17 protein-coding genes are annotated in these 20,123 nt (G+C 65.8%); 16 read left to right on the top strand and 1 reads right to left on the bottom strand.

Annotated features, from left to right (window positions below):
* Positions 1-9 precede the first annotated feature (9 nt).
* The 5 genes from BUB53_RS02975 (at position 10) to BUB53_RS02955 (ending at position 6,328) form a co-directional block, all read left to right on the top strand.
* Positions 10-1,518: a UDP-N-acetylmuramoyl-L-alanyl-D-glutamate--2,6-diaminopimelate ligase gene (locus BUB53_RS02975; RefSeq protein WP_073032532.1), complete on the top strand. Its 1,509-nt coding sequence runs from the start codon at positions 10-12 to the stop codon at positions 1,516-1,518.
* On the top strand, positions 1,515-2,960 hold the full coding sequence (locus BUB53_RS02970; protein WP_073032530.1) for a UDP-N-acetylmuramoyl-tripeptide--D-alanyl-D-alanine ligase: 1,446 nt from the start codon (positions 1,515-1,517) through the stop codon (positions 2,958-2,960). The genes BUB53_RS02975 and BUB53_RS02970 overlap by 4 nt, the downstream gene beginning before the upstream one ends.
* Positions 2,961-4,043, top strand: a complete 1,083-nt coding sequence (gene mraY, locus BUB53_RS02965; protein WP_073032528.1) for a phospho-N-acetylmuramoyl-pentapeptide-transferase — start codon at positions 2,961-2,963, stop codon at positions 4,041-4,043.
* A 283-nt stretch (positions 4,044-4,326) separates the two neighbouring features.
* Positions 4,327-5,724 carry a UDP-N-acetylmuramoyl-L-alanine--D-glutamate ligase gene (murD, locus tag BUB53_RS02960; protein ID WP_073032515.1) on the top strand — a complete coding sequence of 466 codons (1,398 nt, stop codon included), beginning with the start codon at positions 4,327-4,329 and terminating at the stop codon, positions 5,722-5,724.
* Between the two features lie 205 nt (positions 5,725-5,929).
* Positions 5,930-6,328: a hypothetical protein gene (locus BUB53_RS02955; protein ID WP_073032513.1), complete on the top strand. Its 399-nt coding sequence runs from the start codon at positions 5,930-5,932 to the stop codon at positions 6,326-6,328.
* Here the strand turns inward: BUB53_RS02955 and BUB53_RS02950 are convergent, their stop codons facing one another.
* Positions 6,329-7,516 (bottom strand): BaiN/RdsA family NAD(P)/FAD-dependent oxidoreductase, encoded by a 1,188-nt coding sequence (locus tag BUB53_RS02950; RefSeq protein WP_073032510.1) that lies wholly within the window; start codon positions 7,514-7,516, stop codon positions 6,329-6,331.
* Between the two features lie 294 nt (positions 7,517-7,810).
* Here BUB53_RS02950 and ftsW point away from each other — a divergent pair, with 294 nt between their 5' ends.
* From ftsW to lpxC, 11 genes are all read left to right on the top strand, one after another.
* Positions 7,811-8,977: a putative lipid II flippase FtsW gene (ftsW, locus tag BUB53_RS02945; RefSeq protein WP_073032508.1), complete on the top strand. Its 1,167-nt coding sequence runs from the start codon at positions 7,811-7,813 to the stop codon at positions 8,975-8,977.
* Positions 8,974-10,089, top strand: coding sequence for a UDP-N-acetylglucosamine--N-acetylmuramyl-(pentapeptide) pyrophosphoryl-undecaprenol N-acetylglucosamine transferase (locus tag BUB53_RS02940; protein WP_073032505.1), 1,116 nt, complete (start codon positions 8,974-8,976; stop codon positions 10,087-10,089). Before ftsW ends, BUB53_RS02940 begins: the two co-directional genes overlap by 4 nt.
* Before the next feature lie 29 nt (positions 10,090-10,118).
* Complete coding sequence (gene murC, locus BUB53_RS02935) at positions 10,119-11,519, top strand: UDP-N-acetylmuramate--L-alanine ligase (protein ID WP_073032503.1); 1,401 nt, start codon at positions 10,119-10,121, stop codon at positions 11,517-11,519.
* A 62-nt stretch (positions 11,520-11,581) separates the two neighbouring features.
* The gene (locus BUB53_RS02930) at positions 11,582-12,769 is read left to right on the top strand and encodes an APC family permease (protein WP_073032501.1); all 1,188 of its coding nucleotides are present in this window, start codon (positions 11,582-11,584) and stop codon (positions 12,767-12,769) included.
* A complete protein-coding gene (locus tag BUB53_RS02925) occupies positions 12,766-13,029 on the top strand; it encodes a DUF2484 family protein (protein WP_073032498.1) in 264 nt (87 codons plus the stop codon). Before BUB53_RS02930 ends, BUB53_RS02925 begins: the two co-directional genes overlap by 4 nt.
* On the top strand, positions 13,016-13,936 hold the full coding sequence (murB, locus tag BUB53_RS02920; RefSeq protein WP_073032496.1) for a UDP-N-acetylmuramate dehydrogenase: 921 nt from the start codon (positions 13,016-13,018) through the stop codon (positions 13,934-13,936). The genes BUB53_RS02925 and murB overlap by 14 nt, the downstream gene beginning before the upstream one ends.
* 104 nt (positions 13,937-14,040) lie before the next feature.
* Positions 14,041-14,919, top strand: coding sequence for a D-alanine--D-alanine ligase (locus tag BUB53_RS02915; RefSeq protein ID WP_229709449.1), 879 nt, complete (start codon positions 14,041-14,043; stop codon positions 14,917-14,919).
* A complete protein-coding gene (locus tag BUB53_RS02910) occupies positions 14,907-15,773 on the top strand; it encodes a cell division protein FtsQ/DivIB (protein WP_229709450.1) in 867 nt (288 codons plus the stop codon). Before BUB53_RS02915 ends, BUB53_RS02910 begins: the two co-directional genes overlap by 13 nt.
* A 4-nt stretch (positions 15,774-15,777) precedes the next feature.
* Positions 15,778-17,112, top strand: coding sequence for a cell division protein FtsA (ftsA, locus tag BUB53_RS02905; protein ID WP_073032488.1), 1,335 nt, complete (start codon positions 15,778-15,780; stop codon positions 17,110-17,112).
* A gap of 206 nt (positions 17,113-17,318) precedes the next feature.
* Positions 17,319-18,944 (top strand): cell division protein FtsZ, encoded by a 1,626-nt coding sequence (ftsZ, locus tag BUB53_RS02900; RefSeq protein WP_073032486.1) that lies wholly within the window; start codon positions 17,319-17,321, stop codon positions 18,942-18,944.
* A 218-nt stretch (positions 18,945-19,162) separates the two neighbouring features.
* Positions 19,163-20,083, top strand: coding sequence for a UDP-3-O-acyl-N-acetylglucosamine deacetylase (lpxC, locus tag BUB53_RS02895; protein WP_073033691.1), 921 nt, complete (start codon positions 19,163-19,165; stop codon positions 20,081-20,083).
* Positions 20,084-20,123 lie beyond the last annotated feature (40 nt).

Raw genomic sequence — 20,123 nt, 5'->3', positions numbered from 1 at the left:
CGGGGACATATGGTGGCGGGCCAGACGAAATCACTGACGGAACTCGGCCTGACCGCGCAAGGCGGCAAGCGGGCGCAGATCACCGGCCTGACCGTGGACAGCCGCGAGGTGGCCGAGGGGGTTCTCTTCGCGGCGTTGCCCGGCACCCGCGTGCACGGCGGCGAATTCATTCAATACGCGTTGCGCATGGGGGCCGCGGCCATCCTGACCGATTCAAGAGGCGCGCGGTTGGCGGCTGACGATCTGGCCTTGTATGACAATGTCGCCCTGATCGTGGCCGAAGACCCGCGCCAGACACTGGCCTATACCGCCGCCCTGTGGTTCGGGGCGCAGCCCGAGGTGATGGTTGCCGTGACCGGCACCAACGGCAAGACCTCGGTCGCCAGTTTCTGCCGCCAGATCTGGATGGAACTGGGGCTGGAGGCTGTGAATATCGGCACCACCGGCGTCGAAGGCGCGTTCGAGGCGCCGCTGGCCCATACCACCCCCGAGCCCATCACCCTGCACCGCGTTCTGGCCGAGGCCGAGGCGGCCGGCGTGACCCATGCGGCGATGGAGGCGTCCTCGCACGGGTTGGAGCAACGCCGCCTCGATGGCGTGCATCTGCGCGCGGCGGGCTTCACGAACTTTTCGCAGGACCATCTGGATTACCACGCCACGTTCGATGAATATTTCGCGGCCAAGGCCGGGCTGTTCGACCGCGTGTTGCCCGAGGATGGCGTCGCGGTGCTGAACGTCGACGATCCCAGGGGGCAGGCGATGGCCGAAATCGCCAGCGCGCGCGGGCAGGACCTGATCACGGTTGGCCGCCGCGAGGGGAGCGATCTGCACATGCTGGCGCAGCGGTTCGATCCTACCGGGCAGGAATTGCGCTTTGACTGGCAGGGCCGGATACACCAGGCCCGGATGCCGCTGATCGGCGGGTTCCAGGCGGAAAACGTGCTGCTGGCCGCCGGTCTGGCCATTGCCGCCGGGGCCGATGCCGAGCGCGTCTTTGAAACCCTGCCGCATATGAAAACCGTGCGGGGCCGGATGCAGCTGGCCGCGACCCGCGCCAATGGCGCAGCGGTTTTCGTGGATTTCGCCCATACGCCCGATGCCGTTTCGACCGCCCTCAAGGCGTTGCGCCCGCATGTGATGGGCCGCCTGATCGCCATTGTCGGCGCGGGCGGGGATCGTGACGCGGCCAAGCGCCCGCTGATGGGCAAGGCGGCGGTGGAAAACGCCGATCTGGTGATCGTGACCGACGACAACCCCCGCTCGGAAGATCCGGCAACGATCCGCGCCGCGGTGATGGCGGGCGTCGCCACAGCGGGCGGCGCCGACTCGGCCACCGAGGTGGGCGACCGGGCCGAGGCGATCCTGCGCGGAGTCGATATGCTGGGGCCGGGCGATGCGCTGCTGATCTGCGGCAAGGGCCATGAATCCGGGCAGATCGTCGGCGACGACGTGTTTCCCTTCGATGACAGCGAACAGGCCAGCGTCGCGGTGTCGGCGCTCGACGGGGGCCTCGCATGACGCTCTGGACGGCACGGGAGGCCGCAGCGGCCACCGGCGGGCGCAGCACCTGCGACTGGCAAGCCACCGGCGTTTCGATCGACACCCGCACCATTCAACCCGGCGATCTGTTCGTGGCGCTGAAGGCGGCGCGCGACGGGCATGATTTCGTGGCGCAGGCGCTTGAAAACGGGGCTGCCGCCGCACTGGTCAGCTGTATTCCCGACGGGTTGGACGACAGCGCGCCGCTGCTGATCGTGGAGGACGTGCAAACCGGGCTCGAGGCGCTTGGCCGCGCCGCGCGGGCCCGCACGCAGGCCCGCGTGGTGGCCGTGACCGGCTCGGTCGGCAAGACCTCGACCAAGGAAATGCTGCGCGATGTGCTGTCCCGACAGGGCCGCACCCATGCCGCCGAGGCAAGCTATAACAATCATTGGGGCGTGCCTCTGACGCTGGCCCGCATGCCTGCCGGGACCGAATTCGCGGTGATCGAGATCGGCATGAACCACCCCGGCGAAATCGCGCCGCTGTCACGCCTGGCGCGGCCCCATGTGGCGATGATCACCACCGTCGCGCCCGCGCATATGGAGGCCTTCGAGAATCTCAACGGGATCGCGCGGGAGAAGGCGGCGATCTTCGAAGGGCTGGAAGAGGGCGGCGCCTGCATCTTCAATGGCGATCTGGACAAAACGGTGACGCGCACCATCGAAGGCGCGGCATGCGCAACGGGCGGCTCGGTGTTCCGCTTCGGGGCGGGCGAGGACTGCCAATACCGCCTGATATCGGTGCAGTTGACCGCAGATGCCACGGTGATCCGGGCTGAACTGCCCTCGGGGGCGCAAATCGTGAAACTGTCGGCGCCGGGACGGCATTTCGCGGCCAACGCTCTTGGGGTTCTGGCGGTGGCCGAGGCCCTGGGCGGTGACGTAACGCTCGCGGCGCGCGATCTGTCCAGGTGGCGGCCCCCGGCGGGGCGGGGCACACGCGAGCGGATCGTGCTGGATACGGTGGACGATCTGTCGCTGACGCTGATCGACGATGCGTTCAACGCAAACCCCACCTCGATGGCTGCCTCGCTCGAAGTGCTGGCGGCCACGACGCCCGAGGATGGCGTCGGGCGGGTGTCCAGGGGGCGGCGCATCGCCATTCTGGGCGATATGCTGGAACTGGGCGCGGATGAAACCGCCCTGCATGCCGGTCTGGCCGATCTGCCCTTTATCGCCGATCTGGACGTGATTCATTGTGTCGGCCCGCGGATGCGGGCGCTATGGCAGGTTCTGCCGGAGCACAAGCGCGGCGTATGGTGCGAAACGGCACAGGAACTGGCGGACCGCGCCCGCCGTATGATAGACGCGGGCGATGTCGTGCTCGTCAAGGGCTCCAAGGGCAGCAAAGTCAGCCTTGTGGTCGATGCGCTGCGACGCGCCATGCGGCCTTCGGGCCGGGAAACAGAGGACAGTTGAATGCTTTACTGGTTGACCGCGTTGTCGGATGGCGGGGATATCTTTAACCTTTTCCGCTACATCACCTTCCGCGCGGGCGGGGCCTTCATGACGGCGCTGCTGTTCGGTTTCCTGTTCGGGCCGCCGCTGATCAACGTGCTGCGCAAGCGCCAGGGCAAGGGGCAGCCGATCCGCAGCGACGGCCCGGAAAGCCACATCGCCAAGACCGGCACCCCCACCATGGGCGGGTTGCTGATCGTGGGGGCGCTGCTCACCTCGACCCTGCTTTGGGCGCGGCTGGACAATCCGTTCGTCTGGCTGGTGCTGTTCGTGACGCTGGCCTTCGGCCTGATCGGGTTTGCCGATGACTACGCCAAGGTGTCCAAGCAGAACGTGTCGGGCGTGCCGGGCAAGGTGCGCCTCGGGCTCGGTTTCCTGATCGCCGGGATCGCCTCGTACTGGGCGTCAGTCTATCACCCCGAAACATTGCAGTTCCAGCTGGCCCTGCCGGTGTTCAAGGATACGCTGATCAACCTCGGCTGGTTCTTCGTACCCTTCGCGATGTTCGTCATCGTGGGCGCGGCCAATGCCGTGAACCTGACAGATGGGCTGGACGGTCTGGCGATCATGCCGGTGATGATCGCGGGCGGCGCCCTGGGGGTGATCGCTTATGCGGTGGGGCGTGTGGACTTTACCGAGTATCTCGATGTGCATTACGTCCCCGGTACGGGGGAAATCCTGATCTTCGCCGCTGGCCTGTTCGGTGGTGGCCTTGGGTTTCTGTGGTACAACGCCCCGCCTGCGGCGGTGTTCATGGGCGATACCGGCTCGCTGGCGCTTGGCGGTGCCTTGGGCGCGATTGCGGTGGTCACCAAGCACGAGATCGTCCTTGGCATTGTCGGCGGGTTGTTCGTGGTCGAGGCGCTCAGCGTGATCATTCAGGTGCTCTATTTCAAACGCACCGGCAAGCGGGTGTTCCTGATGGCGCCGATCCATCATCACTATGAGAAAAAAGGCTGGGCCGAGCCGCAGATCGTCATCCGGTTCTGGATCATCGCCCTGATTCTCGCGATGGTCGGGCTGGCGACGCTGAAGGTTCGCTGATCCCGCTTGGTGGGCTGTTTCATCTTTTGTACGAAACGCGCGTACGCTTTGTACGAACGTCCAGCGTGCGCCCGGTTTATCCGCAGGCCGCACCGCCCCGGCACCGACGCGATACCGACACGATACCGAAGGGCCTGAATGGGGGCGCGGCCCTTGTTAACAAAGGGATTCGGCACCGTCGCCCGGCCGGGAGCGTCCGCAAGGCGTAACACTTTGTTAACCCGCTTGCGCGCGGGGCGTTGTGGGGGCAGTTTGGCGTGGTGAACTATCGAAGGAAACAGGCATGATCGAGGTGCAGGGCGTATCCGGGCAGCGTGTGGCGGTGCTGGGGCTGGGGCGGTCGGGCCTGTCGGCGGCGCGGGCCTTGCGGGCGGGTGGCGCGCAGGTTCTGGCATGGGACGACAACCCCGCCGCGCGCGAGGGCGCGTCCGAAGAAGGGTTTGAAATCAAGGATTTATCGCGCGATGGCGTGTTCGATGACATCGCGTCTCTGATTGTCAGCCCCGGCATTCCGCATCTTTATCCGCAGCCCAACAAGGTGGTCGCCAATGCCTTGCGGGCCGGGGTGCCCGTGGACAACGATATCGGGCTGTTCTTCCGCTCGTTTTCGGGCACCGGATGGGAGGCATACGATCAGCCGCCCAAGGTGATCGCGGTGACCGGAAGCAATGGAAAATCAACGACTTCGGCGCTGATTCATCATGTTCTGGAGGAGGCCGGAAAGGACGTGCAACTGGCCGGGAATATCGGGCGTGGGGTGCTCGATATCGACCCGCCCGGCGATGGCGGTGTGGTGGTGCTGGAACTGAGCAGTTACCAGACCGAACTGGCCCGTGCCCTGACACCAGATATTGCGGTCTTCACCAACCTGACCCCCGACCACTTGGACCGGCACGCCGGTCTGGGCGGGTATTTCGCGGCCAAACGGCGGCTGTTCGCCGAGGGCGGGCCGGATCGTGCGATCATCGGCGTGGACGAGGACGAGGGCCTGTTCCTGGCCGGGCAACTGGCCGTGGGGCGCGGCGACGACCGGGTGATCCGGGTGTCGGCCGATCGCAGGCTGTCGGGGCCGGGGTGGTCGGTGTTCGCGCGCAAGGGGTTCCTGTCGGAGTACCGCAAGGGCAAACAGGCCGGGTCGATAGATTTGAGGAATATCAAGGGCTTGCCGGGGGCGCATAACCACCAGAACGCCTGTGCGGCCTATGCGGCCTGCCGCACCCTCGGGCTGGCGCCCAAGGTGATCGAGCGGGCCTTTCAGTCCTTCGGAGGGTTGCCGCATCGCAGTCAGGTGATTGCCGAGAAAAATGGGGTCGCTTTCGTGAACGACAGCAAGGCGACGAATGTGGATTCGGCGCTCAAGGCCTTGATGGCGTTCGATAAAATCCGCTGGATTTGCGGCGGGCTGGCCAAGGAGGGCGGGCTGTCGGCGCTTGTGCCGGGGTTCGGCCATGTCGCGAAGGCCTATGTCATCGGGCGCGAGGCGGCGGAATTTTCCCTGCAATTGGAAGGGCTTGAGGCTGAGGTCTGCACCACGATGGAGCGCGCCGTCGCCCGCGCCATGGAGGATGCGCAGCCGGGCGAGACGGTCTTGCTGGCCCCTGCGGCGGCCAGTTTCGACCAGTACGACAATTTCGAAAAACGCGGCGAGGATTTCATCCGCCAGGTCACGTCCCGCCTCTGAGCGTTTCGTACGTTTTGTACGATGTGTACGCGGGTTTTGTACGAAAATCGGGGGTGCGGGGAGAATTTGCGTCCATCAGGGGCGCAAATCGCGCGGGCCCGCCGGGTCCGCCACCACCACAGCACGCCGGGAGGGGGACGTTGACCCTGGACGTCAAAACCGGCATCAATCAGAGGGAGATATTAAGAGACGGGAAACACCTTTGATGAGATATTTCAGCGCAACATTCGGCGCCACCCTGTTGGCGCTTTTTCCGATGACATCACCCGCTGCGGCGCTCGGTGCGGATCGTGACGGGTACTATTCCGCGAACGACCAGCGCGCCGCCATTCTGGATTGCAAGCATGAGTTGGGCCGGGGTGGCCGGGCGGTTTTTCAGGCGGTCTGGCAGGAATATCCGCTGGCCGGAAATTCCGTTCTGCGCATTCTGCCGCGCGGTGGCGTCAGCAAGGAGGATGCCCGGTGGATCAATGCCTGTGCCGATGAAAAGCTGGGCCGTGCGCGTATCCCGGCAGGGAAGAAACCGCGCAAGGCGCTGCGCGGGACATGCCCGCGATACGCGCCGGTCCTTTATGGCGGCGCGGCCTACTGTATCGGGCGCTGATCAGGGGATCGGGCCTGCGGCAATGGCGTGCCCCGCCGCCCAGCCCGAGGACCAGGCCCACTGGAAATTGTAGCCCCCGAGCCAGCCGGTCACGTCCACGGCCTCGCCGATGAAGAACAGGTTGGGCAGGGTTTGCGACATCATGGAGCGGGACTTCAGGCCCGCCGTGTCGATGCCGCCCAGGGTGACCTCGGCGGTGCGGTAGCCTTCGGAGCCGGTGGGCCTGAGACGCCATTCGCGCAGGTTTCGGACCATTTCGGCCAGCGCGGCGTCGGACTGATCGGCGAGGTTACCGTTTGGTAACAGGTCCGGGGCAAGATGCTCGACAAGACGCGCGGGCAGGTGGCGGGCCAGTTCGGTGGTCAGCTTGCGCCGCCCCTCCTGCTGACGTTGTGCGCGCAGGGTTTCAAACAGGTGACCGCCGGGGTCGAGGTCGATCAGAATATCCTCGCCCTCGCGCCAGTAGGAGGAGATTTGCAGGATCGCGGGGCCGGACAGGCCGCGATGGGTGAACAGGACGGATTCGTCGAACGCGGCGCGCGCATTGGACACCCGCGCCGGGGCGGACACGCCCGAGAGACCGGCAAAGCGCTGATCGGAAAAGGTGAGCGGCACCAGCGCCGGGCGCGTTTCGCGCAGGCCATGCCCGAATTGCGCGGCGATGTCATAGGCCAGCCCCGTCGCGCCCATCTTGGGAATCGACTTGCCCCCGGTGGCCACCACGAGATGGCGCGCGGTGACGGTTGTGCGCCGGCCCTCGCGGTCGAGCGTGGCGATGAAGCGGCTGCCGTCATGGGTCAGCTCGGCCAGCGTGGTCTGTAGCCACAGATCGGCCCCGGCGCGGGCCATTTCCGCGCGCAGAAGGGCGATGATCTGCCCGGACTTGCCGTCGCAGAACAACTGCCCGAGGGTCTTTTCGTGATAGGCGATGCCATGGCGCGCCACGAGGTCGATGAAATCCCACTGGGTATAGCGTGACAGCGCGGATTTGCAGAAATGCGGATTGCCCGACAGGAAGTTTTCCGGCCCGGCATGCATGTTGGTGAAATTGCAGCGCCCGCCGCCCGAGATGCGGATTTTCTCGCCCGGCGCCCTGGCGTGATCGACGATCAGGGTGCCCGCGCCCGCATGGGCGGCGCACATCATACCGGCGGCCCCGGCGCCGAGGATCAGTGTGTTGACCTGCATGGGCGCAGGATGTGGCGCATGGGGCGGGTGGGGTCAATCGGTTTCGCGGCCCTGCGCCCGGTGGCCGGTGCCGGATGCCTCCGGCGGGGATATTTCGGGCAAGAAGAAGGGGGTGCGTCGGGTCTTTCTGGCGGTGAACATACGCAATGGGGCGGCGGGTGCGTTTGCCTCCGGTCCATGCGTGGTGCGCCGCGCATGGTGTCAAGAACGCTTCCCACGGGGCCGTTCTGCTGCTAAACTATGCGAACAGACCCCGAAAAGGGGCGGGACATGAGGCAGTAGTCGGCGGTTCAGATGACAGAAATGGTCTATGGCACGATCCCTGTGCGGGAGTCGGAGCCTGTTCTTCCCAAGTGGTGGCGGACGATCGACAAATGGTCGATGTCCTGTGTCCTGATCCTGTTCGGGATCGGGATCTTGCTGGGGCTGGCGGCATCGCCGCCGCTGGCGGAAAAGAACGGCTTTGCCCCGTTCCATTACGTGGAGCGGCAGGCGGTGTTCGGCGCGCTGGCGCTGAGCGCGATGATGCTGACTTCGATGATGAACCCGCGACTGGTGCGGCGGCTGGCCGTTCTGGGGTTTCTCGGGGCCTTCGTGGCGCTGATGCTGCTGCCGTTTTTCGGCACCGATTTCGGCAAGGGCGCGGTGCGGTGGTATTCGCTGGGCTTTGCCAGTGTGCAGCCGTCGGAATTCCTCAAGCCCGGTTTCGTCGTGGTCGCGGCCTGGATGATGGCGGCCAGTCAGGAGATCAACGGCCCGCCGGGGCGGAGCTGGTCGTTCTTGCTGACGCTGGTGATCGTGGTCTTTCTGGCGATGCAGCCCGATTTCGGGCAGGCCTGTCTGGTGCTGTTCGGCTGGGGCGTGATGTATTTCGTGGCCGGTGCGCCGCTGTTGCTGCTGATCGGCATGGCGGTCTGCGTGGTGCTGGCGGGCAGTTTCGCCTATTCCGGCTCCGAGCATTTCGCGCGCCGGATCGACGGGTTCCTGAGCCCCGATGTCGACCCCAACACGCAGCTCGGTTTTGCCACCAACGCGATCCGCGAGGGCGGGTTTTTCGGCGTCGGCGTCGGTGAGGGCGAGGTCAAGTGGAGCCTGCCGGATGCGCATACCGATTTCATCATCGCCGTGGCGGCCGAGGAATACGGGCTGATTCTGGTGCTGGTCATCATCGCGCTTTACGCCATTGTCGTCGTGCGCTCGCTGATGCGCCTGATGCGCGAGCGCGATCCGTTCATCCGTCTGGCCGGGACCGGGATGGTGGCAATGTTCGGTGTGCAGGCGATGATCAACATGGGGGTGGCCGTGCGCCTGCTGCCGGCCAAGGGCATGACGCTGCCCTTCGTCAGCTATGGCGGGTCCTCCCTGATTGCCGGAGGCATCGCCGTGGGCATGCTGTTCGCCTTTACCCGCACCCGTCCGCAGGGCGAGATCGGGGATATCCTGCGCGGGAGGGGCCGATGAACGGCAAGGCGCCTTTGCTGGTGATCGCCGCGGGCGGCACGGGCGGGCATATGTTTCCCGCCCAGGCGCTGGCCGAGGTGATGCTGCGCCGGGGCTGGCATGTGCGGCTGAGCACCGATGCGCGCGGGGCGCGCTATGTGGGGGGCTTTCCGCATTCGGTGGAGATCGAGCAGGTGTCCAGCGCGACCTTTGCGCGGGGTGGCGTTGTCAACAGGCTGCTGGCGCCGTTCCATATTCTGGGCGGTGTATTGGGCGCGACGGTTCGGATGCTGCGCGAGCGGCCCGCCGTGGTGGTGGGGTTTGGCGGGTATCCGACGATCCCGGCGCTTGGGGCGGCGTGGCTGTTGCGCCTGCCGCGCATGGTGCATGAGCAGAACGGCGTATTGGGCCGGGTGAATCAGATATTCTCGAAAAAGGTGGACCGTGTGGCCTGTGGCACATGGCCGACCGCGCTGCCCGAGGGCGTCGAGGGGGTGCATGTGGGCAACCCGGTGCGTGCCGCGGTGCTGGAACGGGCGGGGGCGGCCTATATCCCGCCGGGGGATTACCCGATGTCGATTCTGGTGATCGGCGGCAGCCAGGGCGCGCGTATCCTGAGCGACGTGGTGCCCGGCGCGATTGCGGCCCTGCCCGAGGAGCTGCGCCGCAACATCCGGGTCAGCCACCAGGCGCGGGACGAGGATGGCGAGCGGGTCGCCGCGTTTTACACCGAACACGGGATCGACGCCGATGTGGCCGGGTTTTTCCGCGATGTGCCGCGCCGGATGAGCGAGGCGCAGCTGGTGATCAGCCGGGCCGGGGCCAGCAGCGTGGCCGATATCAGCGTGATCGGGCGGCCCTCGATCCTGATTCCCTATGCGGCGGCGGCGGCGGATCATCAGAGCGCCAATGCGAAGGGGCTGTCGCAGGCCGGGGCGGCGATCGTGATTCCGGAATCGAAACTTGCGGTCGAGACGCTTTCGGAGCAGATAGCCAGCGTTCTGACGACTCCCGAAGGGGCCCTTCAGATGGCGCAGGCCGCGTTGAGCGTGGCGCTGCCCGACGCGCCGCAGCATCTGGCCGACATGGTCGAGGCGCTGGCGGCGGGTGCCGGCAGGGGGGACGAGCAATGAGGGATTTCGCGCGTGAAGGAGAGCCTGTGATGAATGCCGCGACCAAACTGCCCGGAGATGTGGGCCCCATTCATTTCGTGGGGATCGGGGGCATCGGCATGTCGGGCATTGCCGAGGTTCTGCTCAATCACGGGTATGTGGTGCAGGGCAGCGACCTGAAACGCTCGGCGATCACAAAGCGGCTGGAAGGCATGGGGGCGACCGTGTTCGAGGGGCAGGCGGCGGAGAATCTCGAGGGGGCCGAGGTGGTCGTGATCTCGTCGGCGATCAAGCCGGGCAACCCGGAACTGGACGAGGCGCGCCGCCGGGGCCTGCCCGTGGTGCGCCGGGCCGAGATGCTGGCCGAGCTGATGCGGCTGAAATCCAATGTGGCCGTGGCCGGAACCCATGGCAAGACGACCACCACGACGATGGTGGCCGCGCTGCTGGATCACGGGAATTTCGACCCCACGGTGATCAATGGCGGGATCATCCACGCCTATGGCAGCAATGCCCGCGTCGGCGAGGGCGAATGGATGGTGGTGGAGGCCGACGAAAGCGACGGCACCTTCAACCGCCTGCCCGCGACCATCGCCATCGTGACCAATATCGACCCCGAGCATATGGAGCATTGGGGCACCGAGGAGAACCTGCATCGCGGGTTCTACGAGTTCGTCAGCAATATCCCGTTCTACGGGCTGGCGGTATGCTGTACCGACGATACCGATGTGCAGGCGCTGGTGGGCAAGCTGACCGACCGGCGCGTGGTGACCTACGGGTTCAACGCGCAGGCCGATATCCGGGCGGTGAACCTGCGCTATGAAAAGGGCGTGGCGCATTTCGATATCCGCTTGCAGAACGAGGACAAGACCATCGAGGGCTGCACATTGCCGATGCCCGGCGATCACAATGTCAGCAACGCGCTGAGCGCCGTGGCGGTGGCGCGTCATCTGGGCATGAAGGATGTGGAAATCCGGCAGGCGCTGGCCGCGTTCGGCGGGGTGAACCGCCGCTTTACCCGCGTGGGCGAGGTGAACGGCGTGACCATCATCGACGATTATGGCCACCACCCGACGGAAATCGCCGCCGTTCTCAAGGCCGCGCGGCAGGCTTGCGAGGGGCGGGTGATCGCGGTGCATCAGCCGCACCGTTACAGCCGCCTGCACAATCATTTCGACGATTTCTGCGCCTGTTTCAACGAGGCCGATGTCGTGGCGATTGCCGAAGTCTATGCCGCGGGCGAAGACCCGATAGAGGGCGCGACACGCGACGATCTGGTGGCGGGGCTGATCCGGCATGGCCACCGCCATGCCCGCGCCATCCGGGACGAGGACGATCTGGAACGGCTGGTGCGTGAACAGACACGGCCCGGCGACATGGTCGTGTGCCTTGGGGCGGGCACGATCAGCACATGGGCCAACGGGCTGCCGGAGCGCCTGAAGCGCATGTAACGATCACCGGGGGGACCGGGGGCAACGAACCCCCGGTTTACGATAAACGGGAAGGGCGTGAGATGAGCGAACACCTCAAGCGCCGGATCGGGCTGGGCCTGCTGACCGCCTATGGCGTGGGCGTCATGGTCGGGGCCGGAATTTACGTGCTGGTCGGCGCGGTGGCCGCTGAGGCGGGCGTCTGGGCGCCGTTGTCCTTTGTCATCGCGGGGCTGATCGCGGCCCCCACGGCATTGAGCTATGCCGAGTTTTCCACCCGCCTGCCGGAAGCGGCGGGCGAGGCGGTTTTCGTCGAAAAAGGTTTGGGGCGCGCGTGGCTGGGCATGCTGGTGGGGCTGGCCATCGTGGCCGCCGGGACGGTTTCGGCGGCGGCGGTGCTGCGGGGCGGCACCGGCTATCTGCTGAGCGTGGTCGATCTGCCTTTTGCCGCGACGGCGATTGTCATGGGGCTGGTGCTGGTCGGGGTTGCGATTGCCGGGGTGCTGGAAAGCCTGACCGTCGCGGCCCTGTTCACGGCGGTCGAGGTTCTGGGGCTGGCGCTGGTGGTCTGGGCCGGGGCAGGGGCCGAGCCGACGGCGGATTACGCCGCGCCCGCCGCGATTGTCTGGCCCGGCGTGGCCTCGGCGGCGGTGCTGGCGTTTTTCGCCTTTATCGGGTTCGAGGATATCGTGAACATGGCCGAAGAGGTGCGCGATCCGCTGCGCACCCTGCCGCGTGCGATCCTGATGTCGCTGGTGATCACCAGCCTGCTGTATGCGCTGGTCAGCTGGGCCGCCGTGCGTGCGGTGCCGCTGGAGCAGCTTGGCGCGTCCGAGCAGCCGCTGGCGCTGGTCTGGTCGAGCGCACGGGGCGGGAGCGCCGGGTTCCTGTCGCTGATCGCCGTGGCCGCGGCGATGAACGGTATCCTGGCGCAGATCGTCATGGCCAGCCGGGTGATGTTCGGCGTGGGGCGGCGGCACCCTTCGCTGGCGGTGTTTCATCATGCGCATCCCCGGTTCGGCACGCCGGTTCTGGCCACGGCCCTGATCGGCGCGGCGGTGATCGCCATGGCGGTTCTGTTGCCGGTGGCCGATCTGGCCGAGGTGACCTCGGCCATTCTGTTGTCGGTCTTCGTGCTGGTCAATGCGGCGCTCATCGCCATGAAGCGGGCAGAGCCCGAGGCGGCGTTCCGGGTGCCGATGGCGGTGCCCGTGGTGGGCCTGCTGGCGGCCATGGGGGCGCTGGCCGTCAGTTTCGGAGTGGGATCATGAGCCTGTCGCTGATCCTGGCCTTTCTCTGGGCCATTGCCGCCAATGTCCTGGCGATGATCCCCAGCCATGACAATCACTGGCGCCGCGCCTATGCGCTGATCGCCGTGGGGGTTCCCATTCTGGGCTATGTCACCTATCAGAACGGCCCATGGATCGGGCTGGCGGTGTTGCTGGGCGGAATGAGCCTGTTGCGCTGGCCGGTCATCTATCTGGGGCGCTGGATGCGCCGGAATGTGGGGAACAAGGATGCGGATGCCTGAAACGCGCGGCAAGCTGACGGAACACCGGGTTTTGTCGGATCTGACATGGTTGCGCGTGGGCGGGCCTGCGGACTGGCTGTTCCAGCCCGCCGATGTGGAGGATCTGGCCGCGTTCCTGCGCGATTTGCCGCCGGAGGTGCCGGTTTTCCCGATGGGGGTGGGCAGCAACCTGATCGTGCGCGACGGGGGGCTGCGCGCCGTGGTGATCCGCATGGGGCGGGGGTTCAACTATATCGAAATCGAGGGCGACCGGGTGCGCGCGGGCGCGGCGGCGCTGGATGCGCATGTGGCGCGCAAGGCGGCGGCGGCGGGGCTGGACCTGACCTTTTTGCGCACCATCCCCGGCGCGATCGGCGGCGCGGTGCGGATGAATGCCGGGTGCTATGGCATCTATACGGCCGATCATTTCGTCGAGGCCACGGCGGTGACGCGCGCCGGCGAGGTGGTGACGCTGACGGCGGGTGATCTGAATTTCCGCTACCGTCAGACCGACCTGCCCGAGGGATGGGTGATCGTCGAGGCGGTGTTTGCCCCGCCAAGGGGCGAGGCCGGGGCGCTGGAGGCGCGCATGGCCGAGCAACTGGCCAGGCGCGACGCCACCCAGCCCAGCAGGGAGCGCACCGCCGGCAGCACCTTTCGCAACCCTGCGGGGTTTTCCAGCACGGGGCGCGCGGATGACGTGCATGACCTGAAAGCGTGGAAGGTGATCGACGATGCCGGGATGCGCGGCGCGCGCATCGGAGGCGCGCAGATGAGCGAGAAGCATTCGAACTTCCTGATCAACACCGGCGGTGCCACGGCGCAGGATCTGGAAGCCCTGGGCGAAGAGGTGCGAAAAAGGGTTTTCCAAAACAGTGGAATAGAGTTACATTGGGAAATCATGAGGGTCGGCGAACCGGCCCCGTGACGCCAAGGCAGGCGACAGAATTAAACAGGGCCGGAAAACGGTCCGGTACTTTGAGGCACAAATTGGGACTTTCGAGCAGAAAATCCCCGATTGTGGCGGTGATCATGGGCGGACCTTCGGCCGAGCGCGAAGTGTCGCTTTCCACAGGACGTGAGTGCGCCGCCGCATTGCGGGAAGCCGGTTACGAGGTGATCGAGGTGGATGCGGGCCGTGATCTGGCCGCGCGTCTGACGGATGCCGCGCCCGATGTCGTGTTCAACGCGTTGCATGGCCGCTGGGGCGAGGATGGCTGCGTGCAGGGGCTGCTGGAATGGATGCGGATTCCGTATACGCATTCCGGCGTGCTGGCCTCGGCGCTGGCGATGGACAAGCAGAAATCCAAGGATGCCTACCGCGCCGCCGGGCTGCCGGTGGTCGAAAGCGTTCTGGCCCCGCGGGATGAGGTGCGCACGCGCCATGTCATCGCGCCGCCCTATGTCGTGAAGCCCAACAACGAGGGTTCGTCGGTGGGGGTGTATCTGGTGCATGAGGCGGCGAATGCGCCGCCTGCGCTGTCCGATGACATGCCCGAACAGGTGATGGTCGAGGCCTTTGTGCCGGGGCGTGAACTGACCGCCAGCGTGATGGGCGACCGGGCGCTGACCGTGACCGATATCCTGACCGAAGGCTGGTACGATTACGACGCCAAGTACAAGGAGGGCGGATCGCGCCATGTGGTGCCCGCCGACCTGCCGGACGAGATTTTCCAGGCCTGCCTCGATTACGCGGTGCGCGCGCATGAGGTGCTGGGTTGCCGTGGCCTGAGCCGCACCGATTTCCGCTGGGACGAGGCGCGCGGGCTGGACGGGCTGATCCTGCTGGAAACCAACACGCAGCCGGGGATGACGCCCACCTCGCTGAGCCCGGAACAGGCGCAGGCGGTGGGGATTTCGTTCCCCGAACTGTGCCACTGGCTGGTGGAGGACGCATCGTGCAACAGGTGACGCGCCCCGATCCGGCCCCCTCGCGCTGGTCCTACAGGTTCCAGCGGCTGATGCTGACGCCGCTGTTCCGTCTGGCCCTGCGGGTGGGCATTCCGTTCTGCCTGACCTTTGCCGTCGGCACATGGTATCTGGCCGACAATGCGCGGCGTGAGGCGATCCTGCTGAGTGTGGCCGACATGCGCGAGCAACTGGCCACGCGCCCGGAATTCATGGTGTCGCTGCTGGCCGTCCAAGGCGCCAGCACCGGTGTCGAGGAAGATATTCGCGAGATTTTCCCTTACGACCTGCCGGCCAGTTCCTTCGATCTGGATCTGGGGCATGTTCAGCAGATGGTGCAGGGCCTGCCCGCCGTGGCCGAGGCCAGCCTGCGCATCCGGCAGGGGGGTGTTCTGGTGGCCGAGGTGCGCGAGCGCGAGCCGGTGGCGGTATGGCGGACCCGTGACGGGCTGGGCGCGGTCGATGCCGAAGGCGTCGTCGTGGACGATCTGGACAGCCGCGCGGCGCGTGCCGACCTGCCGCTGATCGTGGGCGAGGGGGCCGATCGCGCCGTGCCCGAGGCATTGGAAATCCTGCGCGCCGCCGCACCGCTCAGGGAGCGGGTGCGCGGTTTGGTGCGTATGGGCGAGCGGCGGTGGGACGTGGTGCTGGATCGCGGCCAGCGCATCCTGTTGCCCGAGGCCAACCCCGTGCGCGCGCTGGAGCGGGTGATCGTGCTGGACGAGGTGCAGGAGACGCTGGCGCGCGATGTTGTTGTGGTGGACATGCGGCTGGCCGCGCGCCCGACCCTGAGAATGAGCGAAAACGCCGTCGAAGAATGGTGGCAGGTAACAAGAATGACAGTAGGGGCAGAATAAGAAAATGATCGAGCTCTACGAATCCCAACGAGCGATGCGCAACATGCGCAAGGCCGCGATGCAGCGCGGCGTGGTCGCGGTTCTGGATGTGGGCACATCCAAGATCGCCTGTCTGGTCCTGCGCTTCGATGGGACCGAGCGCCTGTCCGAAGCCGATGGAATCGGCGCGATGGCGGGGCAGGCGGGATTCCGCGTGATCGGCGCGGCGACGACGCGGTCGCGCGGGGTGCGCTTTGGCGAGGTCAGCGCCATGGCCGAGACCGAGCGCGCGATCCGCACCGCCGTGCAGGCGGCGCAGAAAATGGCCAATATCCGGGTCGATCACGTCATCGCCTGCTTTTCGGGGGCCGAGCCGCGCTCTTACGGGTTGGCGGGACAGGTCGAGCTTGAGGGCCATACGGTCAGTGAACAGGATATCAGCCGGGTGCTGAGCTCCTGCGATGTGCCCGATTACGGCGAGGGGCGCGAGGTGCTGCATGCCCAGCCGGTGAATTTCGCGCTGGATCATCGCAGCGGGCTGGCCGATCCGCGCGGGCAGATGGGACAGACCCTGTCGACCGACATGCATATGCTGACCGTCGGGGGCGCCGCGATCCAGAACCTGGCCTATTGCATCAAACGCTGCGATCTGGAACTGGCCGGGCTGGCCAGTTCGGCCTATGTCAGTGGGATTTCCGCACTGGTCGAGGACGAGCAGGAACTGGGCGCCGCCTGTATCGACCTTGGCGGCGGTACGGCGGGCGTGTCCGTCTTTATCAAGAAGCACATGATCTATGCCGACAGCGTGCGCATGGGCGGCGATCACGTGACCAGCGACATTTCCATGGGCCTTCAGGTGCCCAAGGCCACCGCCGAGCGGATCAAGACATTCTATGGCGGGGTCGTGGCCACCGGCATGGACGACCGCGAGATGATCGAGATCGGCGGCGAGACCGGCGACTGGGAACATGACCGGCGCACGGTCAGCCGCGCCGAACTGATCGGCATCATGCGCCCGCGGGTCGAGGAGATACTGGAAGAGGTGCGCGCGCGGCTGGATGCCGCCGGGTTCGATCACCTGCCGAGTCAGCAGATCGTGCTGACCGGGGGCGGCAGCCAGATCCCCGGCCTTGACGGGCTGGCCAGCAAGATCCTGGGCCACCAGGTGCGTCTGGGGCGGCCGCTGCGGGTGCATGGCCTGCCGCAGGCGGCCACCGGCGCCGGCTTCTCCAGCGCCGTCGGAATGTGCCTGTTCGCGGCGAATCCACAGGACGAATGGTGGGATTTCGAGATCCCCCAGGACCGCTATCCGGCGCGCTCTTTGAAGCGTGCGGTCAAGTGGTTTCGGGACAATTGGTAAGGATGTCTGCTATGTCTGAAGTCAATCCAGACCCCAAAATATGCCCTTATCGGCAAAATCCCGCGAATCGAGATCAAAAAAAGGCCATATTTTGTGGTAAAAAGGTGTTTTTTGGGTGACGTATGGGTTAACGATCAGTAAGAATAAGTCAGTTTAGGCGGAAAAACGGCCTGTAACGACAGGCGTAACAGCAGGCGGATAGAGCAATGACATTGAACCTCACGATGCCCGGTCAGGACCACGAGCTGAAGCCCCGGATCACCGTTTTCGGTGTGGGCGGCGCGGGTGGCAACGCAGTCAACAACATGATCGAGAAACAGCTCGACGGTGTTGATTTCGTGGTGGCCAACACGGATGCGCAGGCGCTGCAGCAAAGCCGGGCGGAACACCGGGTTCAACTGGGGGTGAAGGTTACCGAAGGGCTGGGCGCGGGCGCCAAGGCTTCGGTCGGGGCCGCCGCCGCCGAAGAGAATATCGAGCAGATCGTCGATCACCTGGCGGGGGCGCATATGTGCTTTATCACCGCCGGGATGGGCGGGGGCACCGGCACCGGCGCCGCTCCGATCATCGCGCATGCGGCGCGTGAGCTGGGTGTGCTGACCGTCGGCGTCGTGACCAAGCCGTTCCAGTTCGAGGGCGCCAAGCGCATGCGTCAGGCCGAAGAAGGGGTCGAGGCGCTTCAGAAGATGGTCGATACGCTGATCATCATTCCCAACCAGAACCTGTTCCGCCTGGCGAACGAGAAGACGACCTTTACCGAGGCGTTCTCGATGGCAGACGACGTTCTGTATCAGGGTGTGAAGGGCGTGACCGACCTGATGGTGCGCCCCGGTCTGATCAACCTCGATTTCGCGGACGTGCGCGCCGTGATGGACGAGATGGGCAAGGCCATGATGGGCACCGGCGAGGACAGCGGCGAAGATCGCGCGATCCAGGCCGCCGAAAAGGCCATCGCCAACCCGCTGCTGGACGAGATCAGCCTGAAAGGCGCGCGCGGCGTGCTGATCAACATCACCGGCGGGCACGACCTGACCCTGTTCGAACTGGACGAGGCCGCCAACCGCATCCGCGAAGAGGTGGACCCCGATGCCAACATCATCGTGGGCAGCACGCTGGACACGGCGATGGAAGGCGCGATGCGCGTCAGCGTCGTGGCCACGGGCATCGATGCCACGGCGGTCGATACGGATATTCCGGTGCCGCGCCGGTCGCTGGCGGAGCCGCTGAAACCCGCCGCCGAAATGCCGGTGGAAGACCTGGCCGAAGAGGTGACGCCGGTCGCCGCACGCAGCGAAAACGAACCGGGCCTGTTCGGAACGGACGGTCTGGATGCGCAGCGCGCCGCGGCGCAGGACCAGATGGAAGATATCTTCGAGCCCGAAGCAGAGGAACTGACCGACGATCTGCCGCCGCCGGCCTATCAGCCGCGCCCGGATGCGTTCGATCCGAGCGCACATCGTGCCGAGGAAGAAGAGGAGCGTGACAGCTTTGTCGCGCCCCGCGCCCCGGCCCCCGGCACGCCGTCGCCCGAGGCGCTGGCCCGTCTGCACAGCGCGGTGACCAACACGCCGTCGCAGCAGCATCGCCCGCAGCCGGTGCAGCGCGAGACCTTCCGGGAAGAGGCTCCGGCAGCCGAGCAGCGTCCGCGTTTCGGGATCAACTCGCTGATCAACCGCATGACCGGCCACGGTGCCGAGTCCGAGGCCCCGCGCCCGGCGCGTCAGCAACCCACCATGCAGGCGCATCAGCCCCGGCAGGCGGCTCCGGCCCCTGAAGAGGCGGAAGACGAACAGATCGAAATTCCGGCATTTTTGCGCCGACAGGCCAACTGAACGGCTTCGCGATTAGCAGGAAAAGGCCGCCTTTTGGGCGGCCTTTTTCTTTGTGAAACAATGGGGTAGCGGGTGAAGATGCGCTGTTGGCGAAAATCCGCCGGTGTCTGAACGGGGATGTTTCAAGCCGTTGCAAAGATTGAGTTGAGGCTGTGGCGCAGCAGAATTAAACCCTCGGTAACCATTAAAGCGCCTTGTTTTGCGTAATCGAGGGTATCTTGCAGACGACGGTTCAGTCATCAGTCGCGTTCAAAGGGGTCGGGTTGCATTCCGGGCAACCGGCCTGCGCAACGATCCTGCCCGCGCCCGCCGGGCAGGGGATCGTGTTTCGCCGTACCGATGCCGACCCCGCGCAGGCTGATATTCCGGCGCTGTGGAGCCATGTGAACCAGTCGCCGCTGTGCACGCTGCTGGAAAACGAACACGGGATGAGTGTTTCGACGGTCGAGCATATCATGGCCGCCCTCGTCGGCTGTGGCATCCACAACGCCGTGATCGAGATCGACGGCCCCGAGGTTCCGATTCTCGACGGCAGTTCGGCGATGTTCGTGCGGGGCATCCTGTCGCGTGGTGTGCGCCGGATGGCGGCCCCCTTGCAGGCGCTGCGTATCCTGCGCCCGGTCGAAGTGATCCGCGGCGCGGCCAGTGCCCGGCTGACGCCGCATGACACGCTGCTGGTCGAATTCGCCATCGAGTTCGAGGATGCCGCGATCGGCACCCAGAAAAAGACCCTGAACATGTCGAATGGCAGTTTCGTGCGTGAACTCAGCACCAGCCGCACATTCTGCCGCAAGGCGGATGTGGATGCCATGCGCGCCAACGGTCTGGCGCTTGGCGGCACGCTGGAAAACGCGGTGGTCGTGGATGGCGAAAAGGTGCTCAGCCCCGGTGGCCTGCGCCACGCGGACGAGGCGGTGCGCCATAAGATGCTGGACGCTGTGGGCGATCTGGGACTGGCCGGGCTGCCGATCCTCGGGCATTACCACGGTGTTCGTGCGGGCCATGCGCTGACCAACGATTTGTTGCATGCGGTGTTCTCGCAGCCCGATTGTTATGAGATTGTCGAATGCGACGCGGCCACGACGGCACGCCTCCCCGGCGCCGATGTCCACTGGGATGAGATTCCCGAGGTCGCCTGAACAGCACAAGAAAAGCGCCAAAGGCGTTTTGCACCGGAAA

It is taken from the genome of Roseovarius pacificus, from assembly GCF_900142665.1.
GTDB lineage: Bacteria > Pseudomonadota > Alphaproteobacteria > Rhodobacterales > Rhodobacteraceae > Roseovarius > Roseovarius pacificus.
The sequence above is the reverse complement of the archived record's forward strand: the minus strand, read 5'-3'. Positions and strand labels throughout refer to the sequence as shown.

Coding starts and splice junctions, on each gene's coding strand:
- BUB53_RS02955 (WP_073032513.1), top strand. CDS start 5,930: ATGAGATATTTCAGCGCAACATTCGGCGCCACCCTGTTGGCGCTTTTT.
- murC (WP_073032503.1), top strand. CDS start 10,119: ATGAATGCCGCGACCAAACTGCCCGGAGATGTGGGCCCCATTCATTTC.
- BUB53_RS02940 (WP_073032505.1), top strand. CDS start 8,974: ATGAACGGCAAGGCGCCTTTGCTGGTGATCGCCGCGGGCGGCACGGGC.
- ftsZ (WP_073032486.1), top strand. CDS start 17,319: ATGACATTGAACCTCACGATGCCCGGTCAGGACCACGAGCTGAAGCCC.
- ftsW (WP_073032508.1), top strand. CDS start 7,811: ATGACAGAAATGGTCTATGGCACGATCCCTGTGCGGGAGTCGGAGCCT.
- BUB53_RS02970 (WP_073032530.1), top strand. CDS start 1,515: ATGACGCTCTGGACGGCACGGGAGGCCGCAGCGGCCACCGGCGGGCGC.
- BUB53_RS02925 (WP_073032498.1), top strand. CDS start 12,766: ATGAGCCTGTCGCTGATCCTGGCCTTTCTCTGGGCCATTGCCGCCAAT.
- mraY (WP_073032528.1), top strand. CDS start 2,961: ATGCTTTACTGGTTGACCGCGTTGTCGGATGGCGGGGATATCTTTAAC.
- BUB53_RS02950 (WP_073032510.1), bottom strand. CDS start 7,516: ATGCAGGTCAACACACTGATCCTCGGCGCCGGGGCCGCCGGTATGATG.
- ftsA (WP_073032488.1), top strand. CDS start 15,778: ATGATCGAGCTCTACGAATCCCAACGAGCGATGCGCAACATGCGCAAG.
- murB (WP_073032496.1), top strand. CDS start 13,016: ATGCGGATGCCTGAAACGCGCGGCAAGCTGACGGAACACCGGGTTTTG.
- BUB53_RS02930 (WP_073032501.1), top strand. CDS start 11,582: ATGAGCGAACACCTCAAGCGCCGGATCGGGCTGGGCCTGCTGACCGCC.
- murD (WP_073032515.1), top strand. CDS start 4,327: ATGATCGAGGTGCAGGGCGTATCCGGGCAGCGTGTGGCGGTGCTGGGG.
- BUB53_RS02975 (WP_073032532.1), top strand. CDS start 10: ATGGTGGCGGGCCAGACGAAATCACTGACGGAACTCGGCCTGACCGCG.
- BUB53_RS02915 (WP_229709449.1), top strand. CDS start 14,041: ATGGGCGGACCTTCGGCCGAGCGCGAAGTGTCGCTTTCCACAGGACGT.